Here is a 19,257-nt window from a genome sequence, read left to right as displayed (position 1 = left end):
ACACCACTCGGCAAGACACGAATCTCGCACCTCGCCGCACTCGACCTGGCAGCCTGATCACCCAGCCCGGTTTGCGAATTTCCCAACGGAGTCCTGGAGTCCGAGACTTCCACCCGCAGTCGAGTGCCGTTCCAGTTCAGCCGCAGCTCGCGGGGGCCTCCGGGGGCGTGCAGGCAGGCGTTGGTGACCAGTTCCGAGACCATCAGCAGGACGTCCTCGGCGACGGCCCGCTGATGGTCGTCCACGGCGGGCAGCCAGTGCCAGCGTTCCAGGGCCTGCCGGCTGAACTCACGGCTGCGCCGCACAGGGCCCTCGCTGCCGCTGAGCGCGAGCCGTCTGGTCTGTCCGGCCCCCGACGTCCGGTCGGGGCCCGGCAGCGAGCCGTCCCCGGAGCAGTACATGACCCGCCTCCTCAATTCCGACTCGGACGAAGGACCACCACCGGCGGCTGCAGGGACGCCGCGAGCCCGGCGCCGGGCCCGGCAGCTTCAGTGCCGATCCGAGTTCGAGGGAACTCCCCAGCACGCTGTCGCCCCCCGGTGATCGCGAACAGCTGGGCCACGATCGGTCGCAGACCCGCGAGTTCCAGCCGGATCCCGGCCGTCTGGGCGTCCAGGCGGGCGTGCAGGAGGAGATTAAGTCCCGTCGACTCGCAGAACCACAGCTCCGCGAGATCGACCACGATCCGCTCGGTGCCTTCTTCCACGGGCCAGCCGAGCGCGGTACGCAATCCGTCCGCCGTGTCGTGGTCCAGCTCGCCCGCCACGGTGACGATCCGCACCATCCCTTCGTCCGCCACGGCGACACGCAGACCCGCCGGCCCCGCTGTGCCCGTCGCCTGGACGGGGTTCCTCGGTTGGCCGCGGCATGGCACGCTCCCGGTCCGACCGGGACGGCAGGGGCCGTCCAGGCCATCATCCCGCGCGGCACCGCAGACCACCCGGACGACCGGAGCCTGCGGCGCTGCCCCGGGTTGGGCCAGGCACTCCGTCTGCTGGTCAGCCATACCGCGCGTTTGCCCACCCCCAGTGCGGCTACACGCACAGACAAAGCAGAAGGCAGAGGCGATGGACCATGACGAGGCCGGACACCGGGCGCGACGGCGGTTCCGTGCCCCGGACCGGCCGCCGGGAGACGCCCGAGGAGCGGGCGGACCGGCGCTGGGGCGACCTGCTCCAGGAGGTGCGGGTCGCCCAGACCGGCTCGCAGATCCTCTTCGGCTTCCTGTTGAGCGTGGTCTTCATGCCGCGCTTCGCCCAGCTCGGCGGCTTCGACCGGGGACTGTACGTGTCCACGGTCGTCCTCGGGGCACTCGCCACCGGAGCGCTGACCTCCCCGGTCGCCTACCACCGGATCTTCGCCGGGCACCGCCTCAAACCCCAACTGGTCGACGCTGCAGCCCGGTTGGTGGCCACTGGCCTCGTACTGCTGGCGCTCACCATCGGCTCGGCCCTGCTGCTCCTGCTGCGGGTCGCGACCGGATCGGCGGTCTCCGGTTGGATCAGCGGAGCCGTCATGTTCTGGTTCGCGTCCTGCTGGCTGCTGCTACCCGTCTGGCGCCTGCACCGGAACAACGGCAAGTGCGCCCAGCCACCGGACGACCCCGATCCGGGCCCCGGCTCGTGACGTTTCGGCGGTGCCCGTCCGGCAAGACGCCCGGCCACGACGATCAACCCGCGTTCGAAGCCCCGCACCGTGGTCATCACCGGCGCCACCGCGGGAGTCGGCCGAGCCTGCGTACGGGCCTTCGCCGCCAGAAGCGACCGCCTGGTGCTGGTCGCCCGGGGCGCGGCCGGGCTGCGCACCGCCTTCGCACAGGCCGACGCGGCCGGCTCGCCGATCCTGGCGGACGTCTCCGACCCGGAGGCCTGCGAGGCGGCAGCCGCCCGGGCCGAGGCGGAGTTCGGCCCGATCGACGTCTGGGTCAACGGCGCCTTCGTCTCGGTGTTCGCGCCCTTCACCGAGATCAGCCCCGCCGAGTTCCGCCGGGTCGCCGAAGTCACCTACCTGGGCTACGTCAACGCCGCCCGGGCCGCGCTGCGCCGGATGCTGCCGCGCGACCACGGCACGATCGTGCAGATCGGCTCGGCGATCACCTACAGCGACGCCAAGCACGCCCCCAGGGCCGGCACGAGGCGCTGCACTGCGAACTCCTGGCCAGCGGCTCGGGGGTGCGCGTGACCATGGTGCAGCTGTCCGCGGTCAACACCCCACAGTTCGACCCGGTGCTGAACCGGCTGCGCGACCGGGCCCGGCCCGTCCCGCCCGTCCACCAGCCCGAGCTGGCCGCCCGCGCCGTCCGCTACGCCGCCGACCACCCCGGGCGCCGCGAGCACTGGGTGGGCGCCAGCACCACGGCCGCCCTGATCGCCAACGCGCTCGCCCCCGGCCTGCTCGACCGCTACCTCGCCCGCGCCGGGATCGACGCCCAGCAGGACGACGGGCCGCACCGCGTGCAGGACCGGGCCAGCCTCTGGGCACCGGGCGACGCCACCCGGGACCTCGGCGCCCACGGCCGCTTCGACGACGAGGCCCACGAGCACAGCACCCAGCTGCGGGCCTCCCAGCACCACGGCCTGCTCGCCACCGGCGGGGCGGTGCTCCTCGGGGCCGCGGCCCGCGCGCTCGCCCGGGGGCGGTGAGCGGCAGTGCCCGCGACATGGTGTGAAACCAGCGGTCCTGGGCAGGCGCGGCGCAGGACGGACATCGTCCCCGTCACGAGAGGAGTTCCCGCCATGGGTACCGAGGAGAAGCTGCGCAACGCGGCGGAGAAGGCTCACGGCAAGGCCAAGGAGGCCGCCGGCAAGGCCATGGGCGACCGGGTCGTCGAGGCCGAGGGCCGCGGCAAGCAGGTCAAGAGCGACCTGAAGCAGGCCGCCGAGAAGGTCAAGGACGCTGGGAAGGACTGAACCACGAGCGAACAGGACAGCGCGATCAAGGTGCGTGCTTCCGGCCCTGACCAGCCGCCCCCATGAGGTGGACGCGATGAGCGACCCGGAAAGCCCGTTCCGAAGGACCCGCCGGTGCCGGTCGAGACACCGGAGTCCCGAATGACCGGTGAGGGCGGACCGCCACCCGTGCCGGAGGAGGAGGAGGAGGAGAGGCCGCAGGACGGTCCGGAGTGCGACGCCACGGAGACGGCCCACATGCGGGAGCCGCAGGAGGCGACCGAGCCGGCCCGGGAGCCGGAGCCCGCACAGCCTAACCGGCCGGGCTGATCATCGGAGGTTTCGGCTCCTCCGTCCGGCGAACGGGTGGTCCGGTACGGCGATCGCGCGTCCGGCGGCGTTGCGCGCGGCACGTGCCCGTCGACCGGACGGTAGACCTGGGGCGCCCGCCACGGCGGCGGGCGCCCCAAGGACCTGTCACGAGGGTGGTGCGATGCGGACGGCGGTCGAACTCCTGCTCTGGTGGGGGGTGTTGCTGTTACTGAACACCGTGCTGATCAGCTCGGTGACACCGCTGGAGGTGGCGGTCGGCGGCGGCGTCGCGCTCCTCGGCGCGGTCGGTGCCGTCGCGGTGCGGCGCGCTTCGGGGGCTGCCACCGGTGGAGCGGCCCGACTCGCGCAAGCGCTCTGGGCGTTCCCGTGGACCCTGCTGGCCGACGCCGGTCGGCTCGCGCTCGCCGTACTCTCGCCGCGGCACCGCAGGTGCGGGTTCCGCACCGTCCGGCTCGCCCCCGGCGCCGGACCGGCCTGGGCCGCAGCGCTGCTGTCCGCGACTCCGGGCGCGATCGCCGTGGACGCCGTGGACGGCAGCCTGACCGTGCACGCGCTCGGCGGTGAAGTCTCCGCGCTGGAGCGGGCGTTGACCGGAGACGCCCGGTGAACGCCTGACTTCTGGCGGCCGCCCTCCTCACCGCCGGCGGGGTCGGCCCCAGCCTGCTGCTCGGGCTGCGCGGCACACCGCAGCAGCGGCTGGCCGCGCTCAACCTCGCCGCGACGGTGACGTCCGTGGTCCTGCTGCTGCTCGCCCAGGGATTCAGCCGCACCTCGTACACCGACCTGGCGCTGGACCTCGCCGTGCTCGCGCCCGCCGGGACGCTGGTGTTCACCCGCCTCCTGGCCGGGAGGCAGCGGTGACGGGCCGCCACGACGTCGCGCTGGTCCTGCTGTGCGCGGGCACCACCGCCTTACTGCTCGCCGCCCTCGCCCTCGTCGTGCTGCCCGGCCCGTACCTGCGACTGCACGCCCTCTCCCCCGCCGCCGCCCTGGGCGCGCCCCTGGTCGCCCTCGCCCTCGCGCTGGACACCGGACCGGGCCGGGCAGCCGCCAAACTGCTGGTGATCGGCCTACTACTGGCCGCCGGCGGCACCGTCACCACCATGGCCGTCGCCCGGACCACGGTGCACGCCGAACGGGAGGCCACGCGGTGAACAACGGCCTGCTCGTGCTCGCGCTGCTGCTCACCGCCGTCACCGCGACCGCCGCCGCGCTCACCCGTGACCCGGTCCGGCAGGCCGCCGTCCTCGCCCTGCTCGGACTCTGCCTCGCGCTGCTGTTCACTGTCCTCCAGGCCCCGGACGTCGCGCTCTCCCAGCTCGGCGTGGGCAGCGCGATCACCCCGCTGCTCATCCTGCTGACCGTCCGCCGGGTTCGCCGCGAGGAGCACTCCGACGAGTTGGCAGCGGGCAGCGGCGCCCGAGCCGACCGCCCGGACCGAGCCGAGTGAGCCGCACCGCCCGGCTGCGGCTCTTCCTCACCGCCGCCGCCGTCCTCGCCGCCGCCCTGATCTCCGCCGCGACCGAACTACCTGCCTTCGGTGGCGTCCAACATCCCTCCGGCGAGCGAGCGGTGGCGGCCGGACTGGCCCAGCACACGGCCAACATCATCTCCTCGGTCAACTTCGACCAGCGGGCCTTCGACACCCTCGGCGAGGAGTCGATCCTGTTCGGCTCGGTGCTCGGCGCGGGCATGCTGCTGCGCCTGGCCCGGGACGAGCGCAAGCGCCGCGCCGCCGCCGAACCAGTCCTGCCCAGCACCCGGCTGTTCGGCGCGACCCTGCTGCCGGTCACCCTGCTGACCGGCGGATACCTGGTCGCCCACGGCCAGTTGAGCCCCGGCGGCGGCTTCCAGGGCGGTGTGGCGCTCGCCACCGCCCTGCACCTGGCCTACGTCGCCGCCGACTACCTGGTGCTCAAACGGATCCGCCCGCTCGCCGCACTGGACGTGGCGGACGCCCTGGCCGCCGGGGCCTACGCCGCGCTCGGGCTGATCGGCCTCGCCGAGGGCGCCGGCTACCTCGCCAACACCCTGCCGCTCGGCACCTTCAACCAGCTGTCCTCCAGCGGGCTGGTCGCCGTGATCAACGCCGCCGTCGGCGTGGAGGTCGCCTCCGGCGTGGTGGTACTGCTGGCGCACTTCCTGGACCAGACGGTCGAGGTCGTCCCCCGGACCCCGAGGAGAGACCGTTGAACGTCTTCCCCTACCTGGTGGCCGGCTGGATCTTGCTCGCCGGCCTGTACGGCCTCGTCACCAGCCGCAACCTGGTGCAGGCCATCGGCTGCCTGGCCGTCGCACAGTCCTCGACGTACGTCCTGCTGCTCGCGATCGGCTACCGCAGCGGCGCCACCGCCCCCGTGTACTCCGACCTGCCGATCGACGCCCCGGTGGTCGACCCGGTGGTCCAGGCGCTCGCGCTGACCGACATCGTGGTCGGCGCGACCGTCACCGCGCTGCTCCTCTCCCTGGTGATTCAACTGCGCAAGCGGCACGGCACGGTGGACCCGGAGGAACTGACCGGGCTGCGGGGGTGACAGGCCTGAACGTCTCCGACCTCCTCCCGCTCGCCGTCGCCATCCCGCTGCTGGGTGCAGCCGTCCTGGCAGTGGCCGGCCGGTGGCTGCCGCGCCTGGGCCGCGACGCACTCGCCACCGTCTGGGCCGCCGCCGACGTGGCCTGCCTCTGCCTGCTGTGGGCCCGGACCGGCCCGGACGGGCGGACGGTGTCCTGGCTGGGCGGCTGGGTGCCGACCGGCGGCCACGGTGTGGGCATCGTCCTGGTCGCCGACCGGCTCGGCAGCGGCCTCGCCCTGCTCACCGCCGTCCTGCTCCTGGCCGTGCTGTGCTACGCCTGGCGGTACTTCGACGAACCTTCCGGCGAGCGCGGCGGGATGTTCCCCGCGCTGCTGCTGCTGTTCGAGGCCGGGATGTGCGGATTCGCGCTCACCGGGGACCTCTTCGACGCCCGCGGTGTACGTGGCCGGCCACGCAGGCGCCAAGGCCGCCCTGTTCGGCCTCACCGGTGTGCTACTCGACCGCTACGGCTCCGTGGACGAACACGGACTGCACGGTCGAGCCCTCAAACTCAAGCTGTCCGGCGCGTTGTTCGTCCTCGGTGGCCTCGCCCTGGCCGGGCTGCCACCGTTCGGCACCGGACTCGGCAAGGCCGTCACCGAGGAGGCCGCCGGACGTGAACTCGCCTGGCTGCCGATCGTGTTCGTGCTGGTCTCCGCGCTCACCGGCGGCGCGGTGCTGCGCGCGGGCCTGCGGGTCTTCGGCGGAGTCGGCGCCCCGCCCTCCGAACACCCGGAGGTGGCCGCGACCACCGGCGAGGGCGAGGAACCGGAGATCCGCGAACCGGGCCGCCGACTGCCCGCGCCGATGCTCGTCGTGCCGGGGCTGCTGCTAACCGGCTGCCTGGCCGTCGGTGTCCTACCGGGGGTCGGACGGGCGCTGGCGTCCGGCGCGGCGGCCTTCATCGACCGGACCGGCTACCTCCGCGACGTCCTCGACCGGCCCGGCCCGCCCTCCGCCGCTGCCGCACCGGACGCCTGGTGGACGGCATCCGGCACCGGGCTGGGTCTGCTCTCCGCCCTGCTGGCCGCCGGCTTCGCGACCGCGGCCGTCCGCCGCGACCCCCGACGCGGCACCGGCGGGCTGTACCGGGCGACGGTGCTGCCGCTGCGCCGCCTCCACTCCGGGTTGCTCGGCGACTACGTGGCCTGGCTGGCCGTGGGCCTGGCCGCGCTGCTGGTCGCGGTGACGACGCAGCTCTGAGTGCACCCGTTTCCTGCACACCCGCCCGGGTAGCCGCAGGACACCGGACGGAATCCGGCCGAGCCCGAGGAGGCGGCCCATGCGAGTAAACGGCGCCGGACCGGACCGGCGCCCCCCGCCGCTCGGCAGCCGCCGCCCCCGGGTGACCTCGCCTCGGACCCGGCCTGCGGTACCACGACCGGTCACCGCCGGAATCCGCTCCAGCGGGCGATCAGCCGCGCGCCAGCCAGGACGAACGTCGGCACCCACACCAGGCTGAAGGCGGCTCGTCAGCCACGAGCGCGCGGCTCACGGCACGGCTTCGCCGGCCTCAAGGCGTGGCGCATCCTCACCAAGGTCCGCCTGAACGCCCGAGACGCCACCAAGCTCCTGCGGACACTGTTCATGCTGACGAACGCCGAGGTCAGTCGCTGACGGATGATCACCACGGTGTGATCACGCACTCAGCCGACACGAGCCTCCCTTGCCGACGCCACGCCACCCCGCTGAACAGCGACTTCAGGCTGGAAAATGCCCATTGTTCGCAGCAGCCACCGCCTCCCGCCCGGCGCGCAGTTCCTCGGCCAGCAACCGAACCACGTCGCCGGGCAGCTGCGCCCGGTCGACGCTGCTGTCCAGAGCGGCTTGTGCCAGCCACGCCAAGCCGCGGTCCGGCCGCAGCACTCTGCTGACCAGGGCCACCCGATGGTCCGCAGCGATGCGGTGTCGCCGATCCGGTGAACACTGGCCCGCACCCGCCTCGTCCGGCCAGCGGCCGACCACACGCCGACGGACCGCCTCGCCGGTCGGCTCGGCGGTGAGGACCAGCAGTACCTCGACAGTCGCCTCCGCGTCGAGCGACACCGCCTGCACGCGGGTCCGATGCGAGGTGGGTGAGCGTGCCTACCGGCTCACTGGATCCGACGCGACTGGGTGCACCGGACCTCCGACCCGTTTGTCCAGGTCGATCGTCTGGAGAGGTCGCGTTTGTTGAAGTAGCGGGTTCCGCCTGCCCGACTACTCTGCGTCCCCCAGCCCAATGACAGCGCTCCAGCGCTGAGACTCGGGAAGACCGCACGCTCACGACGGAACCGGAGATCAGGCATAGAGAAACCGGAATTCGGGTTCATACTTGTGGTATGTGGGATGAGCGGGAGCCACGTACGAGCTGGACGTTCCTGACGCACCACGCCCGCGTGCTGTTGATGGTCTCGCGTGACGCGGAAGCGCGCCTGCGGGATCTCGCCGCGGTGTGCGGACTGACCGAGCGGGCGGTGCAGGCGATCGTCACCGATCTGGAGAACGCCGGCTACCTGACCCACACCCGACATGGGCGCCGCAACCACTATCGCGTCGCGCGCGGCACCCATTTCCGCCACCCTGCCGAGGCCCGCCACGAGATCGCCGGCCTGCTGGCCCTGTTCGCCGACCCCGATGCCGATTCCGGACCCGCGACTCCCAACGGTGATCATCATGACGAGCGCCCATGAGCCCGCCCGCGCCCCCTCCAGCGCAGCGCCGCACCGTGCCCTAGCTGCGGACAGCCGCGGAACTGGGCGCCTGAACGCGTCGAGGTCCCGCAGGCCACAGCACCGGCATCTGGGCGCCCTGCTCCGTGCGCCGGCTGTTCCCGCCCGTAATCCTGCCCGCCTGAGAGGGCGGTGAGTTCCATGCACAGACCACCCGGATCCGCCTGGCCGGACCACCCCGATGACCTGCGAATCGTCACACCGCGCCTGCGGATCACCACCACCACGGCCTCCGGGACGGCGGTGATCGTCCACCTCGACGGAGAGGTCGACCAGGACGACCGTGGCACGCTCGATGACGTCCTCGCGAAGGCACTCGCGGACCGCCCGCCCGGGCTGATCATCGACCTGTCCGGCCTGGCCTTCTTCTACTCCGTGTGCCTCAACGCCCTGCTCACCGCACGCCTGGACGCCAAGGCCGCGGGCGTGGAGATAATGCTGGCCGCTCCGCCGCCCCAAACCAGGCGGGTGCTGGAGATCACCGGCGCCGACGAGGTCTTCTCCATCCACACCAGCGTCCGCGCCGCCCTAGCGGCCGCCGCCGGCCGCCGCCCAGAGTGAGGATGCCGCCATGGACACCCCTTCGCGATACGCGGTGACCCTGCCGGGCGGGCCCGGCCGACACAGCCCGTTGGAGGTCGTCATCGTCCACGCCACCGGCACGGCGACAGCCGACGGGGCGCCGGTGTACGCGGACACGGCCGGCACGTTCCAGGTGGAGATCACCGGGGATGTCGCCCGGCCCCTCAGAGAACCGGCCGAGCCCGGCCGGCACACCTGCCTGCACGCCCAGCCCCTGCCCTAGCACCCATCAAACGGTGCGCTGGGCCCCCGATAAGCCTCCCGCCATGAGCATGGTCAACGCCGCCTTCTGCGAGTCCAGTCACTTCTTCGGCGGTTTGACGGACCATAGGGGCATCCTTTCCACGCACCTGACGTCGCCGATGAAGGAGTTCATCGCCGCGAACCAGGACTGGCTGACCGTCTTCCAGCTGCCCTCCTATGCACCCGGCCGCAAGCCGCAGGAAGGCGTCTGGGCCCTGGTCAAACGCGGCATCGGCAACCTCGCGGCCGCCAACGTCGACCACCTGGCCAAGGCCGTCCGGACCCGCCTCAAGAAGATCCAGTACCGCCCGAACCTGATCGACGGCTGCCTCGCTCAGTCCGGCCCGGACATGAACGAATGACCCCAGCCGACACCGACATCACGAATTCAAGTTCAGTAACAGTGGTACTTGACGTGCGGTTCTCTGGTCAGGTCAGCACGACAACATCCTCCTCGATCGAGGTGTTGCGACGATCAGTTGAAACCGCCCAATACGGATCGGCCGAGTTCGCGAGCCTCTGCCGACGCCACGGCATCCGGCGGAGCATGGGAAAGGTCGGTTCAAGCTACGACAACGCTGCCGCCGAGAGCTTCTTCGCCTCGCTGAAGCGGGAGTTGATGCACGGAGCGCGCTGGACCAGTCGTTCTCAGGTGAGGCTGGAGGTGTTCCGATGGATCTCCTTCTACAACGTCCGAAGGCGCCACTCCACACTCGGCTACCTCAGTCCGTTCCACTTCGAACAGCAGACAGCGGCGTCCCGTAGGATCACCCTCGCCGCATGAAACTCCGGTGTCCATGTCCCGGGGGAAGGCTCAGCCCAGGACCTTCTCCTCCAGGCCGTGCGCAAGCACCCGGTCGCGGAACTGGGTGAGCACGGTGTGGTCGAAGCCGGTGTCGGCCAGGTCCAGGCCCAGCGCGTACATCCACGACAACCTGTCCCGCACCGCGTCCGCGGCCTGCCGATCCGTCAGGTCCTCCGCGAGCTGGAACACCGTTGCCAGCGCGAGACGGCCCGGCGGCCAACCCGCCGGCCCGGTCTTCCCGAACGCCTCCCCATACTCGTCCGGGAACAGTTCCCCCAGCCGGTCACGCACCGCCACCGGCAACGGGACCTTACGACCGTAGTTCTTCGCCCGCACCGCTCGCACGACCTCGGGCGCCGGCTCCGGCCACGGCTGCGGCTCCATCGACACGATCGCTCCCACCTCCACGACCGGGGAACGGAAGACGACCGGCCGCACCAGCAAGCCTGACTCCCAAACCACCCCGACAACCCAAGATCAGCCGAATGGGCAACAGGGTCGACCAGCTCCGCAAACGCACCGCCGAACTCGACCTGCCGAAGATCGGTCTGCACGACCTGCGCCACACCGCCGCCAGCATCATGATCGCCGCCGGCATTCCCCTCGCCGTCGTCTCCAAGACCCTGCGCCACTCCAATCTCGCCATCACCGTCGATCTCTACGACCACCTCCTCAAGGACTCCGCCGACGACGCCGTCGTCGCCCTGGCCGCCGCACTCGACCGGGCGGACGCCGACATGGCCGGCCAGGCCGGTTCCCCTGTCGGTCACCGCTTCGGTAAGGCAGCGTGAGCAGTCCGGCGTCAGACCTTCATGCCTGGCTGCTGATCGGCCGCTTCCGAGCCGCTGATGCGAGTGTGGTCGGGTTTCTCTCCCTCGGCGTCCGGCTGGAGGAGGCCAAGCAAATCCTGTGCTGCCCAGCCCGGGAGGGTACCGCTGTTGGGAACCGGCACCAGGGCGCCACATCCGAGGGTCTGACCAACCCCGCGAACGCGCCTGGCCTGCCAGGTCGTCGAGCCGGACCGGTGGTGCCGGACCGAAATGCGAGGGATCGCCGGGTCGGGCCGAGTGGCCGCTGCGCCGTGATTCTTCAAGGGCGCGCCGTGCTCTCCGGCCCCGACCTGCCAAGATGCCACACCCGCGCTGCCAACTGCGCCTGCCACATGCGTGCGTAGCGGCCGTCGCGGTCGGTGTGGGTGCCGCGCTGGGTGATGCGGCCGGCGTCGAGGACGAGGATCTGACGGCGACGAGTTGGATGAAGAGCGTGGAGAGCGAGGAGATCGCGCCGGCGGCGGCGGTGGCGTTGGAGCCGACGACCGAGGTGAGATCGCCGGCCGCCCGGCGGGCGAGTTCCTGCTGTGGCATGGCGCGCAGCTTGGCGCCGAGACGAAGGCGGGTGGCCTGGGTGACGAGGTGCCAGTAGTCGTAGGTGAAGGCCGTCTCGCGCGCCCGGAGGGTCGCTTCGACCGCGACCAGGACGGCGAGCAGGCCGACCCACAGCCAGGCCCGGCCGGTGCGGACCGGGTCGCTGGTCAGTTCGGCGAGCAGCGGGACGAAGGTCGCGTAGGCGGCTGCCTGGACGAGCGAGGCCGCCAGTGAGATCCGCAGGGTGCGGTCGAGCATGGGGGTCCCCCCGGCCGAAGGCTGGGGGAGGATCATGACGATGTCGTCATCGGCCAGTGAGAGCAGTTCGCTGGCCTGGTTCTTCAGGACGCTCGACAGGGCGACGAGGCGCGGTGAGGCGGGTCTGGGCATGGCGAATGCCTTCCTCGGAGGGAAGTTGATCGGGGTGGGCCGCCGGTCAGCCGGTAGTACGGCAGTCGGGACACAGGCCCGCCAGCTCGACGGTGTGGTGGACCTGGTCGAAGCCGGATATCGCGGCGATGTGCTCGGCCCAGGCCTCGACGGCCGTGGAGTCGACCGGCAGGCTGAGCCCGCAGCTCCGACAGATCAGGTAGTGCCGGTGGTCGGGGCCGGGCCGGTAGCGGAACAGCCGCTCGCCGTTGGCATCGCGCACCATGTCGGCGCGGCCGACCTGCGCGAGTGCGCTCAGGGTGCGGTAGACGGTGCTCAGGCCCACCCGCGAACCGGCCTGCACCAGTCGGGCGCAGAGCACCTGGGCGCTGACGAACTCCTCGGACGCGGCCAGCGCCCGCAACACCTCGGCGCGGCGCGGCGTGGGCCGTCCGAGCAGTTCGACATCCCCGTCGACCGGACGCGCGGGCCTACCGCCGGGCCGGTCGGCGGCGACCACGGCGTTCGGCTTCGTGTCGCTCATTCTCTCCCCCGTTCCACGCCGTCAGCCCACCGCCGGGCGGGCGGTGCGGGCCGCCGGGCGAGCCAGGAAGGTGGCCGCATAAACGGCACTGGCGACGGCCATGATCGCGAAGCTCGGCGGCAGCTTCGGCGCGGCGGCGCTGAGCAGCAGCCCGCCCCACATCTCCGCGACCGCGAGCGCGGCGGACAGCGCCAGCGCCCGGAACGGCCGGTCGGTGAGCCGGATCGCCGCGCCCGCCGGGGCCGCGAGCAGGCCGAGCAGCAGCAGCGAGCCGACGGCCTGGGTGGCCTCGCCGGCGGTCGCGCCGACCAGGGCGAGGAAGCCGAAGCCCAGCAGTCGTACCGGTACACCGCGAGCCGCGGCCACGGCCTCGTCGAGCGTGGCGAAGAGCAGCGGTCTGGCGATCAGCAGCGTGGTCACGCAGATCGCTCCCGCGATGGCGACGGCCACCGTCGTCTGGCTGCCGTGCAGGCCGAAGATCGAGCCGAACAGCACGCTCGTCCCGGCGCCGCCCTGGGCGCCGCTGCGGGAGGTGGTGTAGACGGTCAGGAAGAACGCGCCGAGGCCGAGGATCCAGGCGAAGACGCTGCCGATCACCACGTCGTCCGCACGGCCGCGCCGGCCGAGCCCGCCGATCAGCAGCCCGACGCCGATGGTCGCGGCGAACAGGCCGAGCCGCAGGTCGTAGCCTCCGGCCAGGGCGGCCATCGCGCCGGTGAACGCCACGTGGCTGAGCGCGTCGCCGGTGAAGATCTGCGCGCGCAGCACCAGGAAGTAGCCCACCAGCCCGCAGGCCAGTGCGATGAACGTCCCGGCCAGCACGGCGTGTTGGAAGAAGTCCTGGGTGATGACCGTGCTCATGCGGCACCTCCGAGCGTGAGCGGGGTGCGGGCCCGGCCGAGCGCCTCGCGGGCGAAGCGCAGCAGATGGGCGAGGACGAATCCGGCGAAGGCGAAGCCGGTGACGAAGAAGCCCAGCGGGTACGGCTGGTAGTAGGCGGCGACCAGTCCCGCCCAGCACGCCGTCAGCCCGATGGCCACGGACAGCAGCAGGCTCAGTCCGGGCCGGGCGGTGAGCTGCTGGGCGGTCGCGGGCGGTATCACCATCAGGGCGAACACCAGCAGCGTGCCGGTGATCTGGCTCGCCTCGGCGGTCGCCGCGCCCAGCAGCACCAGGAACAGCGTGCCCAGCAGCCGCACCGGCACCCCGAGTCCGGCGGCCACCTCCGGGTCGACGGAGGAGAACAGCAGCGGCCGTCCGATCACTGCCAGCACGGCCAGCACCACGGCGCCGACCACCGCGAGGGTCACGACCTGGCCGGTGGTGATGCCCAGGAAGCTGCCGAACAGCAGCGCCGTCGGCCCCTCCAGCAGGCCCTTGTAGAGGCTGATGAACAGGTATCCGCAGGCCAGCACGAAGGCCTGCACCGTACCCGTGACGGCCGACTCCTCGGCGCCGCCGTCCCGCCCACCGCGGGTGAGAGCCGCTATCACCAGGGCCGCGGCGACGCAGAACCCGAAGTAGCCGAGCGAGGTGGAGAAGCCGAGCAGGACCGCCAGGGACGCGCCGGGAAAGGCCGCGACCGAGAGGGTGTGTCCGGCGAAGGTCTGCCGACGCAGCACCATGAACCAGCCCACCACCGCGCACACCACGGCCACGACCAGGCCGGCCCGGAAGGCGTTCACCATGAAGTCGTAGGACCACATGTCCTGGAGATCGGCGATCAGGTTCCAGGTGAAGACCGGCGAGGCCGCGTCAGACGCCAGCAGCACGGCCGCCCCCGCTCTCGTGCCGGTCGGTGTGAACGGCCGGGGCCTCCGGCTGGCCGACGACCACCAGCCGCCCGTCGGAGGTGCGCAGCACCTCAACCGGCGTGCGGTACAGGCGGGTCAGCGTCGCGGAGGTGATCACCTCGGCCGGGGTACCGCAGACGGCGCCGCCCTCGGCGATGTACACCACCCGGTCCAGGTGGTGGAGGATCGGGTTCACGTCATGGGCGACCATCACCACCGACACCCCCTCCAGGTGGCAGATCTTGCCCAGCAGGCAGGCGATTGCGGCCTGGTTGGTCAGGTCCAGGCTGTCCAGCGGCTCGTCCAGCAGCAGGAGTTGCGGGCGCCGTATCAGCGCCTGGGCGATCAGCAGCCGCTGCTGCTCACCGCCCGAGCACTGCCCGATCGGCCGGTGCGCGTACTTGTTCGCTCCGACCAGTTCGATGACCTGATCGACCCGCTCCCGGGCGGCCCGGCGCTTGGCCCGGCCCAGGCCCGGGACGGGGATCCCCCACTGATCCCCGTCCAGGCCCAGCCGCACCACATCCACCCCACGGATGCGTACGCTCGCGTCGAAGCTGCGCCGCTGCGGCAGGTACCCCACCTCCGCGTTGCGCTCGCCGGGCGCGGCGCCGAGCACCCGGACCTCGCCGGCCGCCGCCGGAAGGACGCCGAGCAGGATCTTGACGAGGGTGGACTTGCCGACCCCGTTGGGGCCGAGGACGGCGGTGAACTCCCCGGCCCCTACGGTCAGATCGACACCCGACCACAGGGTCCGCCCGCCCACGCGCACGGCCGCGCCACGCAGTGACACCACCGGCTCCGCGCCGGGCCCGGTGCGCACCATCTCCGTACGGACCTCTTCGGCCGGGTGGATGCTCACTTACTTGTCGCCTGCTTCAGTGCGTCGGCGAGGCCCTGCAGCTGCTGGGTCTGCCAGTCCTGGAAGGTCGCGTTCGCCGGGGCGAGGGTCTCGGTGACCTGGGCGACCGGGATCCCCTGCGCCTTGGCCGCGTTGACCTGGGCGACCACGTCGGGGTTGGAGTTCTGGGTGTTGTAGACGTAGATCTTGATCTGCTTGCCGGAGATCTGCTGGTCGATGGCGGCCTTGTCTGCGGCGGTCGGGTCGGTGCCCTCGCTCTCCGCGTCCAGGAACGTCTCCGGCGTCAGCATCTTCAGGCCGACGCTCTCCGCGAGCGGGGTCACGATCGACTCCGAGGCACCGATCGGGGTGTCCGCGTACTTGGCCTTGATGTCGGCTTCCAGCTGGTTGTACTTGGCCAGCGTCTGAGTGGTGAACGTCTGCTTCCGGCTGTCGAAGTAGGCCGCGTCGGCCGGGTCTATCTTCTTGTAGTCGGCCGTGATCCGGTCGATCACCTTCGTGACGCTCTCCGCCGAGTACCACTGGTGCGGGTTGTCGCCCTCCTTCTTCCCCAGCAGGTCGCCGACCTTCAGCGCGGTGCGGCCGGAGGCGGGGTTGGCCGCCAGCAGCTTGTCGGACCAGGCGTCGTACCCGATCCCGTTGCTGATCACGTACTCGGCCCCCGCGACGGTGCGCCCGTCGGCGGCGGTCGGCTCGTAGGAGTGCGGGTCGGTGTCCGGGTTGGTGATGACGCTGCTGACCTTCACGTGGTCACCGCCGAGCTGGGTGGCGATGGAGCCCCAGAAGTTCTCCGCCGCGACCACCTGAATCACCTTCGAACTCCCGCCGCCGGCGCTGCTCGCATCGGCCGGGGCGGTCTTCGCCGGGGAGGAGGTCGAGCAGGCGGTGGCCGTGGCGAGCGCGGCGACGACGGTCACGCCGAGCGCGACACGGAGGGTACGGCTGGCCGATCTGGACGGGGTGGCACGCATGACGGGGCTACTCCTCGAAACCTGCCGGCCCCGCCTCCTGACAGGGTCCGGCTCCGTTGGACACCGCCACCCTAGATGGAAACGGTTTTCAAAACCACGGGCATCTTAGGCACAATGGAAATCATTGCCAAACCTTGACTGCGCCCGGGCAGGGAGGAGCGATCGATCTGGCCGAACCATCCAGGTGGCGGGGATCCTCAGCCATGGATCCCGCGACTGTCGGGAGGTGCCGGCTGCGCAGTGACGGCGTTGCCGAGAGCTTGCTCAGCGTTTGACAGTAAGTTGACCCGCCGACCCGGTTTCCCATGGTCAGGGCTCGCAAGCGCTCGCCGGACCGCTCGGCGCAGTACCGCGTCACCGGTGCTGCGGGTGCCATTCGAAGAGCAGGATCGTCGCGTCGTCCCGCAGGTGGTTGTGCTGGTGGTCGAGGATGGCGTGGATGAGCAGCCGCAGCACCTCGGCCGGGCGCTGGCCGGCGGCGGAGGAGCGGATGATGAAGTCGGTGAACTGGTCGAGGCCGAACTCCGCGCCTTCCGTGTCGCGTGCCTCCACGACGCCGTCGGTGTAGAGCAGGACGCGGTCGCCCGGTTCCAGGGTCGCCTCGTGGACCTGCCGGGCGGCCGGGGCGAGTTGGCCGGCCAGGCCGATCGGGGGCTGCGGGGGGCTGTCCAGCGCTCCGTGGAGCACCCGGTCGGCGCGGATCAGCAGCGGCGGTGGGTGACCGCAGTTGATCCAGTGCAGCACCCCGGTCTCCGCGTCGAGCTTGCACAGCACGCCGGTGCAGAAGTGGTCGGGCAGCCAGTGGGCGAGCGCCTGGTCGACGGAGCCGACGATGTCGGCCGTGGCGCCGCCGGCGCGGCGGGCGTTGCGCGCCGCCGCCATGGCGACCGACGTGGTCAGGCCGGCGGTCAGATCGTGACCCATGGAGTCGAGGATCATGGTGTGCAGCACGTTCTTGATCACCGAGTGGTCGAAGGCGTCGCCGGCGACGTCGTACGCCGGTTCCAGGACCGCGGTCGAGACGCACCTGCTGCTGCCGATGGTGCGAGGTGGCAGGAAGGCCCGCAGCATCTCGGCGGGCAACCCCATGGTCGCGGTGCGGGTGAGGCCGGCGAGCCAGTCGCTGTAGGTGCGCTTGGAGGTGATCAGCATGGCGAACAGATGGGCCAGCATCCGGCTGCGGCGCATCCGCACCCCATCGAGCGCGGCGGTCCGCACCGCCAGCACGCCCAGCCGCTCCGCACCGTCGACCAGCGGCATGCAGACGATCACGCCGCCGCCGTCGGCTGCCACCTGCGGGGAGACCCTGCGGTACGCCCAGCCGGCCGCCGAGCGGTCCACCGGCAGCGGCTCCAAGGCCTCGTCGAGCGGGATGAGCAGCCGTTGTTGCAGGTCGACGAGGTAGATCAGCGCGGTGTCCAGGCCGAGGGCCGCGGCGCACCGGCTCGCCAGGGCGGGCAGTTCGACCGGCAAGGCCGTCTGCGCCTCGATGATCAGCTCTTCCAGCCGATTCTCGTCGACGGCGGTGTCGGGACCGGCGGACGCGTGCGGTGGGTCCGACACGGGGATCACCCCTTCCGTCCCCAGTCTCACACCGATCCCGGCCGCTCTCACGTCAGGCACGATCACGCTGGGTGCGGGCCATGACGACGACACTGGCCGCCCTGCAGATCGACGCCACCACGGCCTGTCACTGACGCCCGCATCGCCGGCTCACGATCCGACTCGACCTCGCCCGGGAGGCTGACGTGCAGGCCCGTACGGAGGTGTGGCCCAGGCCGTACGTTCTATGTCGAGCCGGCGTGCTCGGACACGGAGGAGCTGGGGCTCTGCTGGTGGGTGGGCGGGTCGAAGGGTTCGCCCTCGGTGCCGAACTGCTGTACCCCGAGTGCGGCCAGCTGGTCCTCGATGCTTCTGGCGACGGTGTCGAAGGCTGCCGCGGTGTCCTCGTGGGCCCGGGCCCGGTCGATGGTGTCGAGGATCGGCAGGAGCATGCGGAGCACCTCGGCCACCGCACTGGCGTGGATGGCGAGGCGTTCGCGCTGGACGCGCCGGCGGAAGTTGTCGTACTCGGCCTTCACCCGCTGCAGGTCTTGAGTCCGCTCGGCCAGCGCGGCGCAAAGCGACTCGCCGCCGGCTCCTGCGGGGGCTTGGCTGGCCGAGGGTGCGGCGCCGCCATCGAGCAGGGCGCCGGCGGGGCCGGTGGCGCCCTGCTGCCTGCTGGGCTTGGCGGAGTGCTCCTCGGCGGCGGGCCGGAGTTGCAGGGTGTCGGGGTCGATGTGCTGCTTGTCGTGGATGACGACCGGCGGGCGCTGTTCTTCGGTGTTCTTGTTCGGCCTGGATGGGTGGTCATGCGGTGCCTCCCTTGCGCTCGTCCTCGTCCACGATCTCGGCGTCCATGACCTCCCCTTCCGAGCCTTGCGGGCCAGCCGCGCCGCCGCCTGGTGTACCGGGGGCGTTCTGGGCGTAGATGGCCTGGCCGAGCTTCTGGCTGACCTGGGCGACCTTCTCGCTCGCCGCACGGATCGCCGCGGTGTCCTCGCCCTTGAGCTTCTCCTTGAGTTCCGCCAGGGCGGTTTCCACCTCGCTCTTCACGTCGGCCGGGACCTTGTCCTGGTTGTCCGTGAGGAACTTCTCGGTGGTGTAGGCGAGTTGCTCGCCCTGGTTGCGGGTCTCGGCGGCTTCCTTGCGGCGGCGGTCCTCCTCGGCGTGCTGCTCGGCTTCCCGGATCATGCGGTCGATGTCGTCCTTGGGCAGGGCGGAGCCGCCGGTGACGGTCATCTTCTGCTCCTTGCCGGTGCCGAGGTCCTTCGCGCCGACGTGCATGATGCCGTTGGCGTCGATGTCGAAGGTGACCTCGATCTGCGGCAGGCCGCGCGGGGCCGGGGCGATGCCGGTGAGCTCGAACATGCCGAGCTTCTTGTTGTAGGCGGCAATCTCCCGCTCGCCCTGGTACACCTGCACGGCGACCGAGGGCTGGTTGTCCTCGGCGGTGGTGAAGACCTCCGAGCGCCGGGTCGGGATCGTGGTGTTGCGCTCGATGAGCTTGGTCATGATGCCGCCCTTGGTCTCGATGCCCAGCGACAGCGGGGTGACGTCCAGCAGCAGGACGTCCTTGACCTCGCCCTTGAGGACACCGGCCTGGAGCGAGGCGCCGACGGCGACGACCTCGTCCGGGTTGACGCCCTTGTGCGGGTCCTTGCCGGTGAGCTTCTTCAC

General features: G+C 71.5%; 29 protein-coding genes and 1 pseudogene. 18 read left to right on the top strand and 12 right to left on the bottom strand.

All coding sequences use genetic code 11. The features are described from left to right. The coding region (locus tag ACIRYZ_RS44610) for an ATP-binding protein (protein ID WP_402954847.1) at positions 1-401 on the bottom strand (401 nt) is incomplete at its 3' end. Between the two features lie 11 nt (positions 402-412). Beyond that, a complete protein-coding gene (locus ACIRYZ_RS44605) occupies positions 413-799 on the bottom strand; it encodes an STAS domain-containing protein (protein ID WP_402954844.1) in 387 nt (128 codons plus the stop codon). Positions 800-1,074: 275 nt separating this feature from the next. On the opposite strand from ACIRYZ_RS44605, the gene ACIRYZ_RS44600 reads away from it, so the two are divergent. The 12 genes from ACIRYZ_RS44600 (at position 1,075) to ACIRYZ_RS44545 (ending at position 6,997) form a co-directional block, all read left to right on the top strand. Next, positions 1,075-1,626, top strand: coding sequence for a DUF6328 family protein (locus tag ACIRYZ_RS44600; RefSeq protein WP_402954841.1), 552 nt, complete (start codon positions 1,075-1,077; stop codon positions 1,624-1,626). 69 nt (positions 1,627-1,695) lie between these two features. Beyond that, entirely contained in the window at positions 1,696-2,181 is a 486-nt protein-coding gene (locus ACIRYZ_RS44595) for an SDR family NAD(P)-dependent oxidoreductase (RefSeq protein ID WP_402954838.1), read from the top strand. A gap of 2 nt (positions 2,182-2,183) precedes the next feature. After that, positions 2,184-2,642, top strand: coding sequence for a hypothetical protein (locus ACIRYZ_RS44590; protein ID WP_402954835.1), 459 nt, complete (start codon positions 2,184-2,186; stop codon positions 2,640-2,642). A 93-nt stretch (positions 2,643-2,735) separates the two neighbouring features. After that, positions 2,736-2,909: a CsbD family protein gene (locus tag ACIRYZ_RS44585; RefSeq protein WP_402954832.1), complete on the top strand. Its 174-nt coding sequence runs from the start codon at positions 2,736-2,738 to the stop codon at positions 2,907-2,909. A 114-nt stretch (positions 2,910-3,023) separates the two neighbouring features. Beyond that, on the top strand, positions 3,024-3,218 hold the full coding sequence (locus tag ACIRYZ_RS44580; RefSeq protein ID WP_402954829.1) for a hypothetical protein: 195 nt from the start codon (positions 3,024-3,026) through the stop codon (positions 3,216-3,218). Between the two features lie 163 nt (positions 3,219-3,381). Beyond that, on the top strand, positions 3,382-3,828 hold the full coding sequence (locus ACIRYZ_RS44575; protein WP_402954826.1) for a hypothetical protein: 447 nt from the start codon (positions 3,382-3,384) through the stop codon (positions 3,826-3,828). A gap of 116 nt (positions 3,829-3,944) precedes the next feature. After that, positions 3,945-4,082: a monovalent cation/H+ antiporter complex subunit F gene (locus ACIRYZ_RS44570; protein WP_402954823.1), complete on the top strand. Its 138-nt coding sequence runs from the start codon at positions 3,945-3,947 to the stop codon at positions 4,080-4,082. Then, entirely contained in the window at positions 4,079-4,375 is a 297-nt protein-coding gene (locus ACIRYZ_RS44565; protein ID WP_402954820.1) for a monovalent cation/H(+) antiporter subunit G, read from the top strand. Before ACIRYZ_RS44570 ends, ACIRYZ_RS44565 begins: the two co-directional genes overlap by 4 nt. Beyond that, positions 4,372-4,671, top strand: a complete 300-nt coding sequence (locus ACIRYZ_RS44560) for a Na(+)/H(+) antiporter subunit B (RefSeq protein ID WP_402954817.1) — start codon at positions 4,372-4,374, stop codon at positions 4,669-4,671. Before ACIRYZ_RS44565 ends, ACIRYZ_RS44560 begins: the two co-directional genes overlap by 4 nt. After that, positions 4,668-5,414: an MnhB domain-containing protein gene (locus tag ACIRYZ_RS44555; RefSeq protein WP_402954814.1), complete on the top strand. Its 747-nt coding sequence runs from the start codon at positions 4,668-4,670 to the stop codon at positions 5,412-5,414. Before ACIRYZ_RS44560 ends, ACIRYZ_RS44555 begins: the two co-directional genes overlap by 4 nt. After that, complete coding sequence (locus ACIRYZ_RS44550) at positions 5,411-5,755, top strand: sodium:proton antiporter (protein ID WP_402954811.1); 345 nt, start codon at positions 5,411-5,413, stop codon at positions 5,753-5,755. Before ACIRYZ_RS44555 ends, ACIRYZ_RS44550 begins: the two co-directional genes overlap by 4 nt. 441 nt (positions 5,756-6,196) lie before the next feature. After that, positions 6,197-6,997: a hypothetical protein gene (locus ACIRYZ_RS44545; protein ID WP_402954808.1), complete on the top strand. Its 801-nt coding sequence runs from the start codon at positions 6,197-6,199 to the stop codon at positions 6,995-6,997. Between the two features lie 498 nt (positions 6,998-7,495). On the opposite strand, the gene ACIRYZ_RS44540 is transcribed toward ACIRYZ_RS44545, so the two are convergent. Further along, positions 7,496-7,849 carry a hypothetical protein gene (locus ACIRYZ_RS44540; protein WP_402954805.1) on the bottom strand — a complete coding sequence of 118 codons (354 nt, stop codon included), beginning with the start codon at positions 7,847-7,849 and terminating at the stop codon, positions 7,496-7,498. 266 nt (positions 7,850-8,115) lie between these two features. On the opposite strand from ACIRYZ_RS44540, the gene ACIRYZ_RS44535 reads away from it, so the two are divergent. The 5 genes and pseudogenes from ACIRYZ_RS44535 to ACIRYZ_RS44515 form a co-directional block, all read left to right on the top strand. Next, on the top strand, positions 8,116-8,466 hold the full coding sequence (locus ACIRYZ_RS44535) for a helix-turn-helix transcriptional regulator (RefSeq protein ID WP_402954802.1): 351 nt from the start codon (positions 8,116-8,118) through the stop codon (positions 8,464-8,466). A gap of 180 nt (positions 8,467-8,646) precedes the next feature. Next, positions 8,647-9,066, top strand: coding sequence for an STAS domain-containing protein (locus ACIRYZ_RS44530; protein ID WP_402954799.1), 420 nt, complete (start codon positions 8,647-8,649; stop codon positions 9,064-9,066). Positions 9,067-9,076: 10 nt separating this feature from the next. Further along, positions 9,077-9,310 (top strand): DUF6296 family protein, encoded by a 234-nt coding sequence (locus ACIRYZ_RS44525; RefSeq protein ID WP_402954796.1) that lies wholly within the window; start codon positions 9,077-9,079, stop codon positions 9,308-9,310. 43 nt (positions 9,311-9,353) lie between these two features. Further along, positions 9,354-9,692 (top strand): hypothetical protein, encoded by a 339-nt coding sequence (locus ACIRYZ_RS44520; RefSeq protein ID WP_402954793.1) that lies wholly within the window; start codon positions 9,354-9,356, stop codon positions 9,690-9,692. Between the two features lie 125 nt (positions 9,693-9,817). Next, positions 9,818-10,114 (top strand): annotated as a pseudogene (locus ACIRYZ_RS44515) (integrase core domain-containing protein); the annotation flags it as partial. Between the two features lie 30 nt (positions 10,115-10,144). Here the strand turns inward: ACIRYZ_RS44515 and ACIRYZ_RS44510 are convergent. Beyond that, a complete protein-coding gene (locus tag ACIRYZ_RS44510; RefSeq protein WP_402954853.1) occupies positions 10,145-10,573 on the bottom strand; it encodes a transposase in 429 nt (142 codons plus the stop codon). 47 nt (positions 10,574-10,620) lie between these two features. Here ACIRYZ_RS44510 and ACIRYZ_RS44505 point away from each other — a divergent pair, with 47 nt between their 5' ends. Next, positions 10,621-10,926 (top strand): tyrosine-type recombinase/integrase, encoded by a 306-nt coding sequence (locus tag ACIRYZ_RS44505; protein ID WP_402954790.1) that lies wholly within the window; start codon positions 10,621-10,623, stop codon positions 10,924-10,926. A 1,009-nt stretch (positions 10,927-11,935) separates the two neighbouring features. Here the strand turns inward: ACIRYZ_RS44505 and ACIRYZ_RS44500 are convergent. The 8 genes from ACIRYZ_RS44500 to ACIRYZ_RS44465 form a co-directional block, all read right to left on the bottom strand. Next, on the bottom strand, positions 11,936-12,412 hold the full coding sequence (locus tag ACIRYZ_RS44500; RefSeq protein ID WP_402954787.1) for a Fur family transcriptional regulator: 477 nt from the start codon (positions 12,410-12,412) through the stop codon (positions 11,936-11,938). A 21-nt stretch (positions 12,413-12,433) separates the two neighbouring features. Further along, positions 12,434-13,273 (bottom strand): metal ABC transporter permease, encoded by an 840-nt coding sequence (locus tag ACIRYZ_RS44495; protein ID WP_402954785.1) that lies wholly within the window; start codon positions 13,271-13,273, stop codon positions 12,434-12,436. Continuing rightward, on the bottom strand, positions 13,270-14,184 hold the full coding sequence (locus tag ACIRYZ_RS44490; protein ID WP_402954782.1) for a metal ABC transporter permease: 915 nt from the start codon (positions 14,182-14,184) through the stop codon (positions 13,270-13,272). The genes ACIRYZ_RS44495 and ACIRYZ_RS44490 overlap by 4 nt, the downstream gene beginning before the upstream one ends. Further along, positions 14,168-15,067: a metal ABC transporter ATP-binding protein gene (locus ACIRYZ_RS44485; RefSeq protein WP_402954779.1), complete on the bottom strand. Its 900-nt coding sequence runs from the start codon at positions 15,065-15,067 to the stop codon at positions 14,168-14,170. Before ACIRYZ_RS44485 ends, ACIRYZ_RS44490 begins: the two co-directional genes overlap by 17 nt. Beyond that, positions 15,064-16,038 carry a metal ABC transporter solute-binding protein, Zn/Mn family gene (locus tag ACIRYZ_RS44480; RefSeq protein WP_402954776.1) on the bottom strand — a complete coding sequence of 325 codons (975 nt, stop codon included), beginning with the start codon at positions 16,036-16,038 and terminating at the stop codon, positions 15,064-15,066. Before ACIRYZ_RS44480 ends, ACIRYZ_RS44485 begins: the two co-directional genes overlap by 4 nt. A gap of 354 nt (positions 16,039-16,392) precedes the next feature. Continuing rightward, positions 16,393-17,601 carry a PP2C family protein-serine/threonine phosphatase gene (locus tag ACIRYZ_RS44475; RefSeq protein WP_402954773.1) on the bottom strand — a complete coding sequence of 403 codons (1,209 nt, stop codon included), beginning with the start codon at positions 17,599-17,601 and terminating at the stop codon, positions 16,393-16,395. A 224-nt stretch (positions 17,602-17,825) separates the two neighbouring features. Further along, positions 17,826-18,149, bottom strand: coding sequence for a nucleotide exchange factor GrpE (gene grpE, locus ACIRYZ_RS44470; RefSeq protein WP_402954850.1), 324 nt, complete (start codon positions 18,147-18,149; stop codon positions 17,826-17,828). Positions 18,150-18,387: 238 nt separating this feature from the next. Next, on the bottom strand, positions 18,388-19,257 hold an 870-nt coding region (locus ACIRYZ_RS44465; protein WP_402954770.1), incomplete at its 5' end, for an Hsp70 family protein.

Origin of the sequence: Kitasatospora sp. NPDC101155 (genome assembly GCF_044768305.1) — a bacterium.
Lineage (GTDB): Bacteria > Actinomycetota > Actinomycetes > Streptomycetales > Streptomycetaceae > Kitasatospora.
The sequence above is the reverse complement of the archived record's forward strand: the minus strand, read 5'-3'. Positions and strand labels throughout refer to the sequence as shown.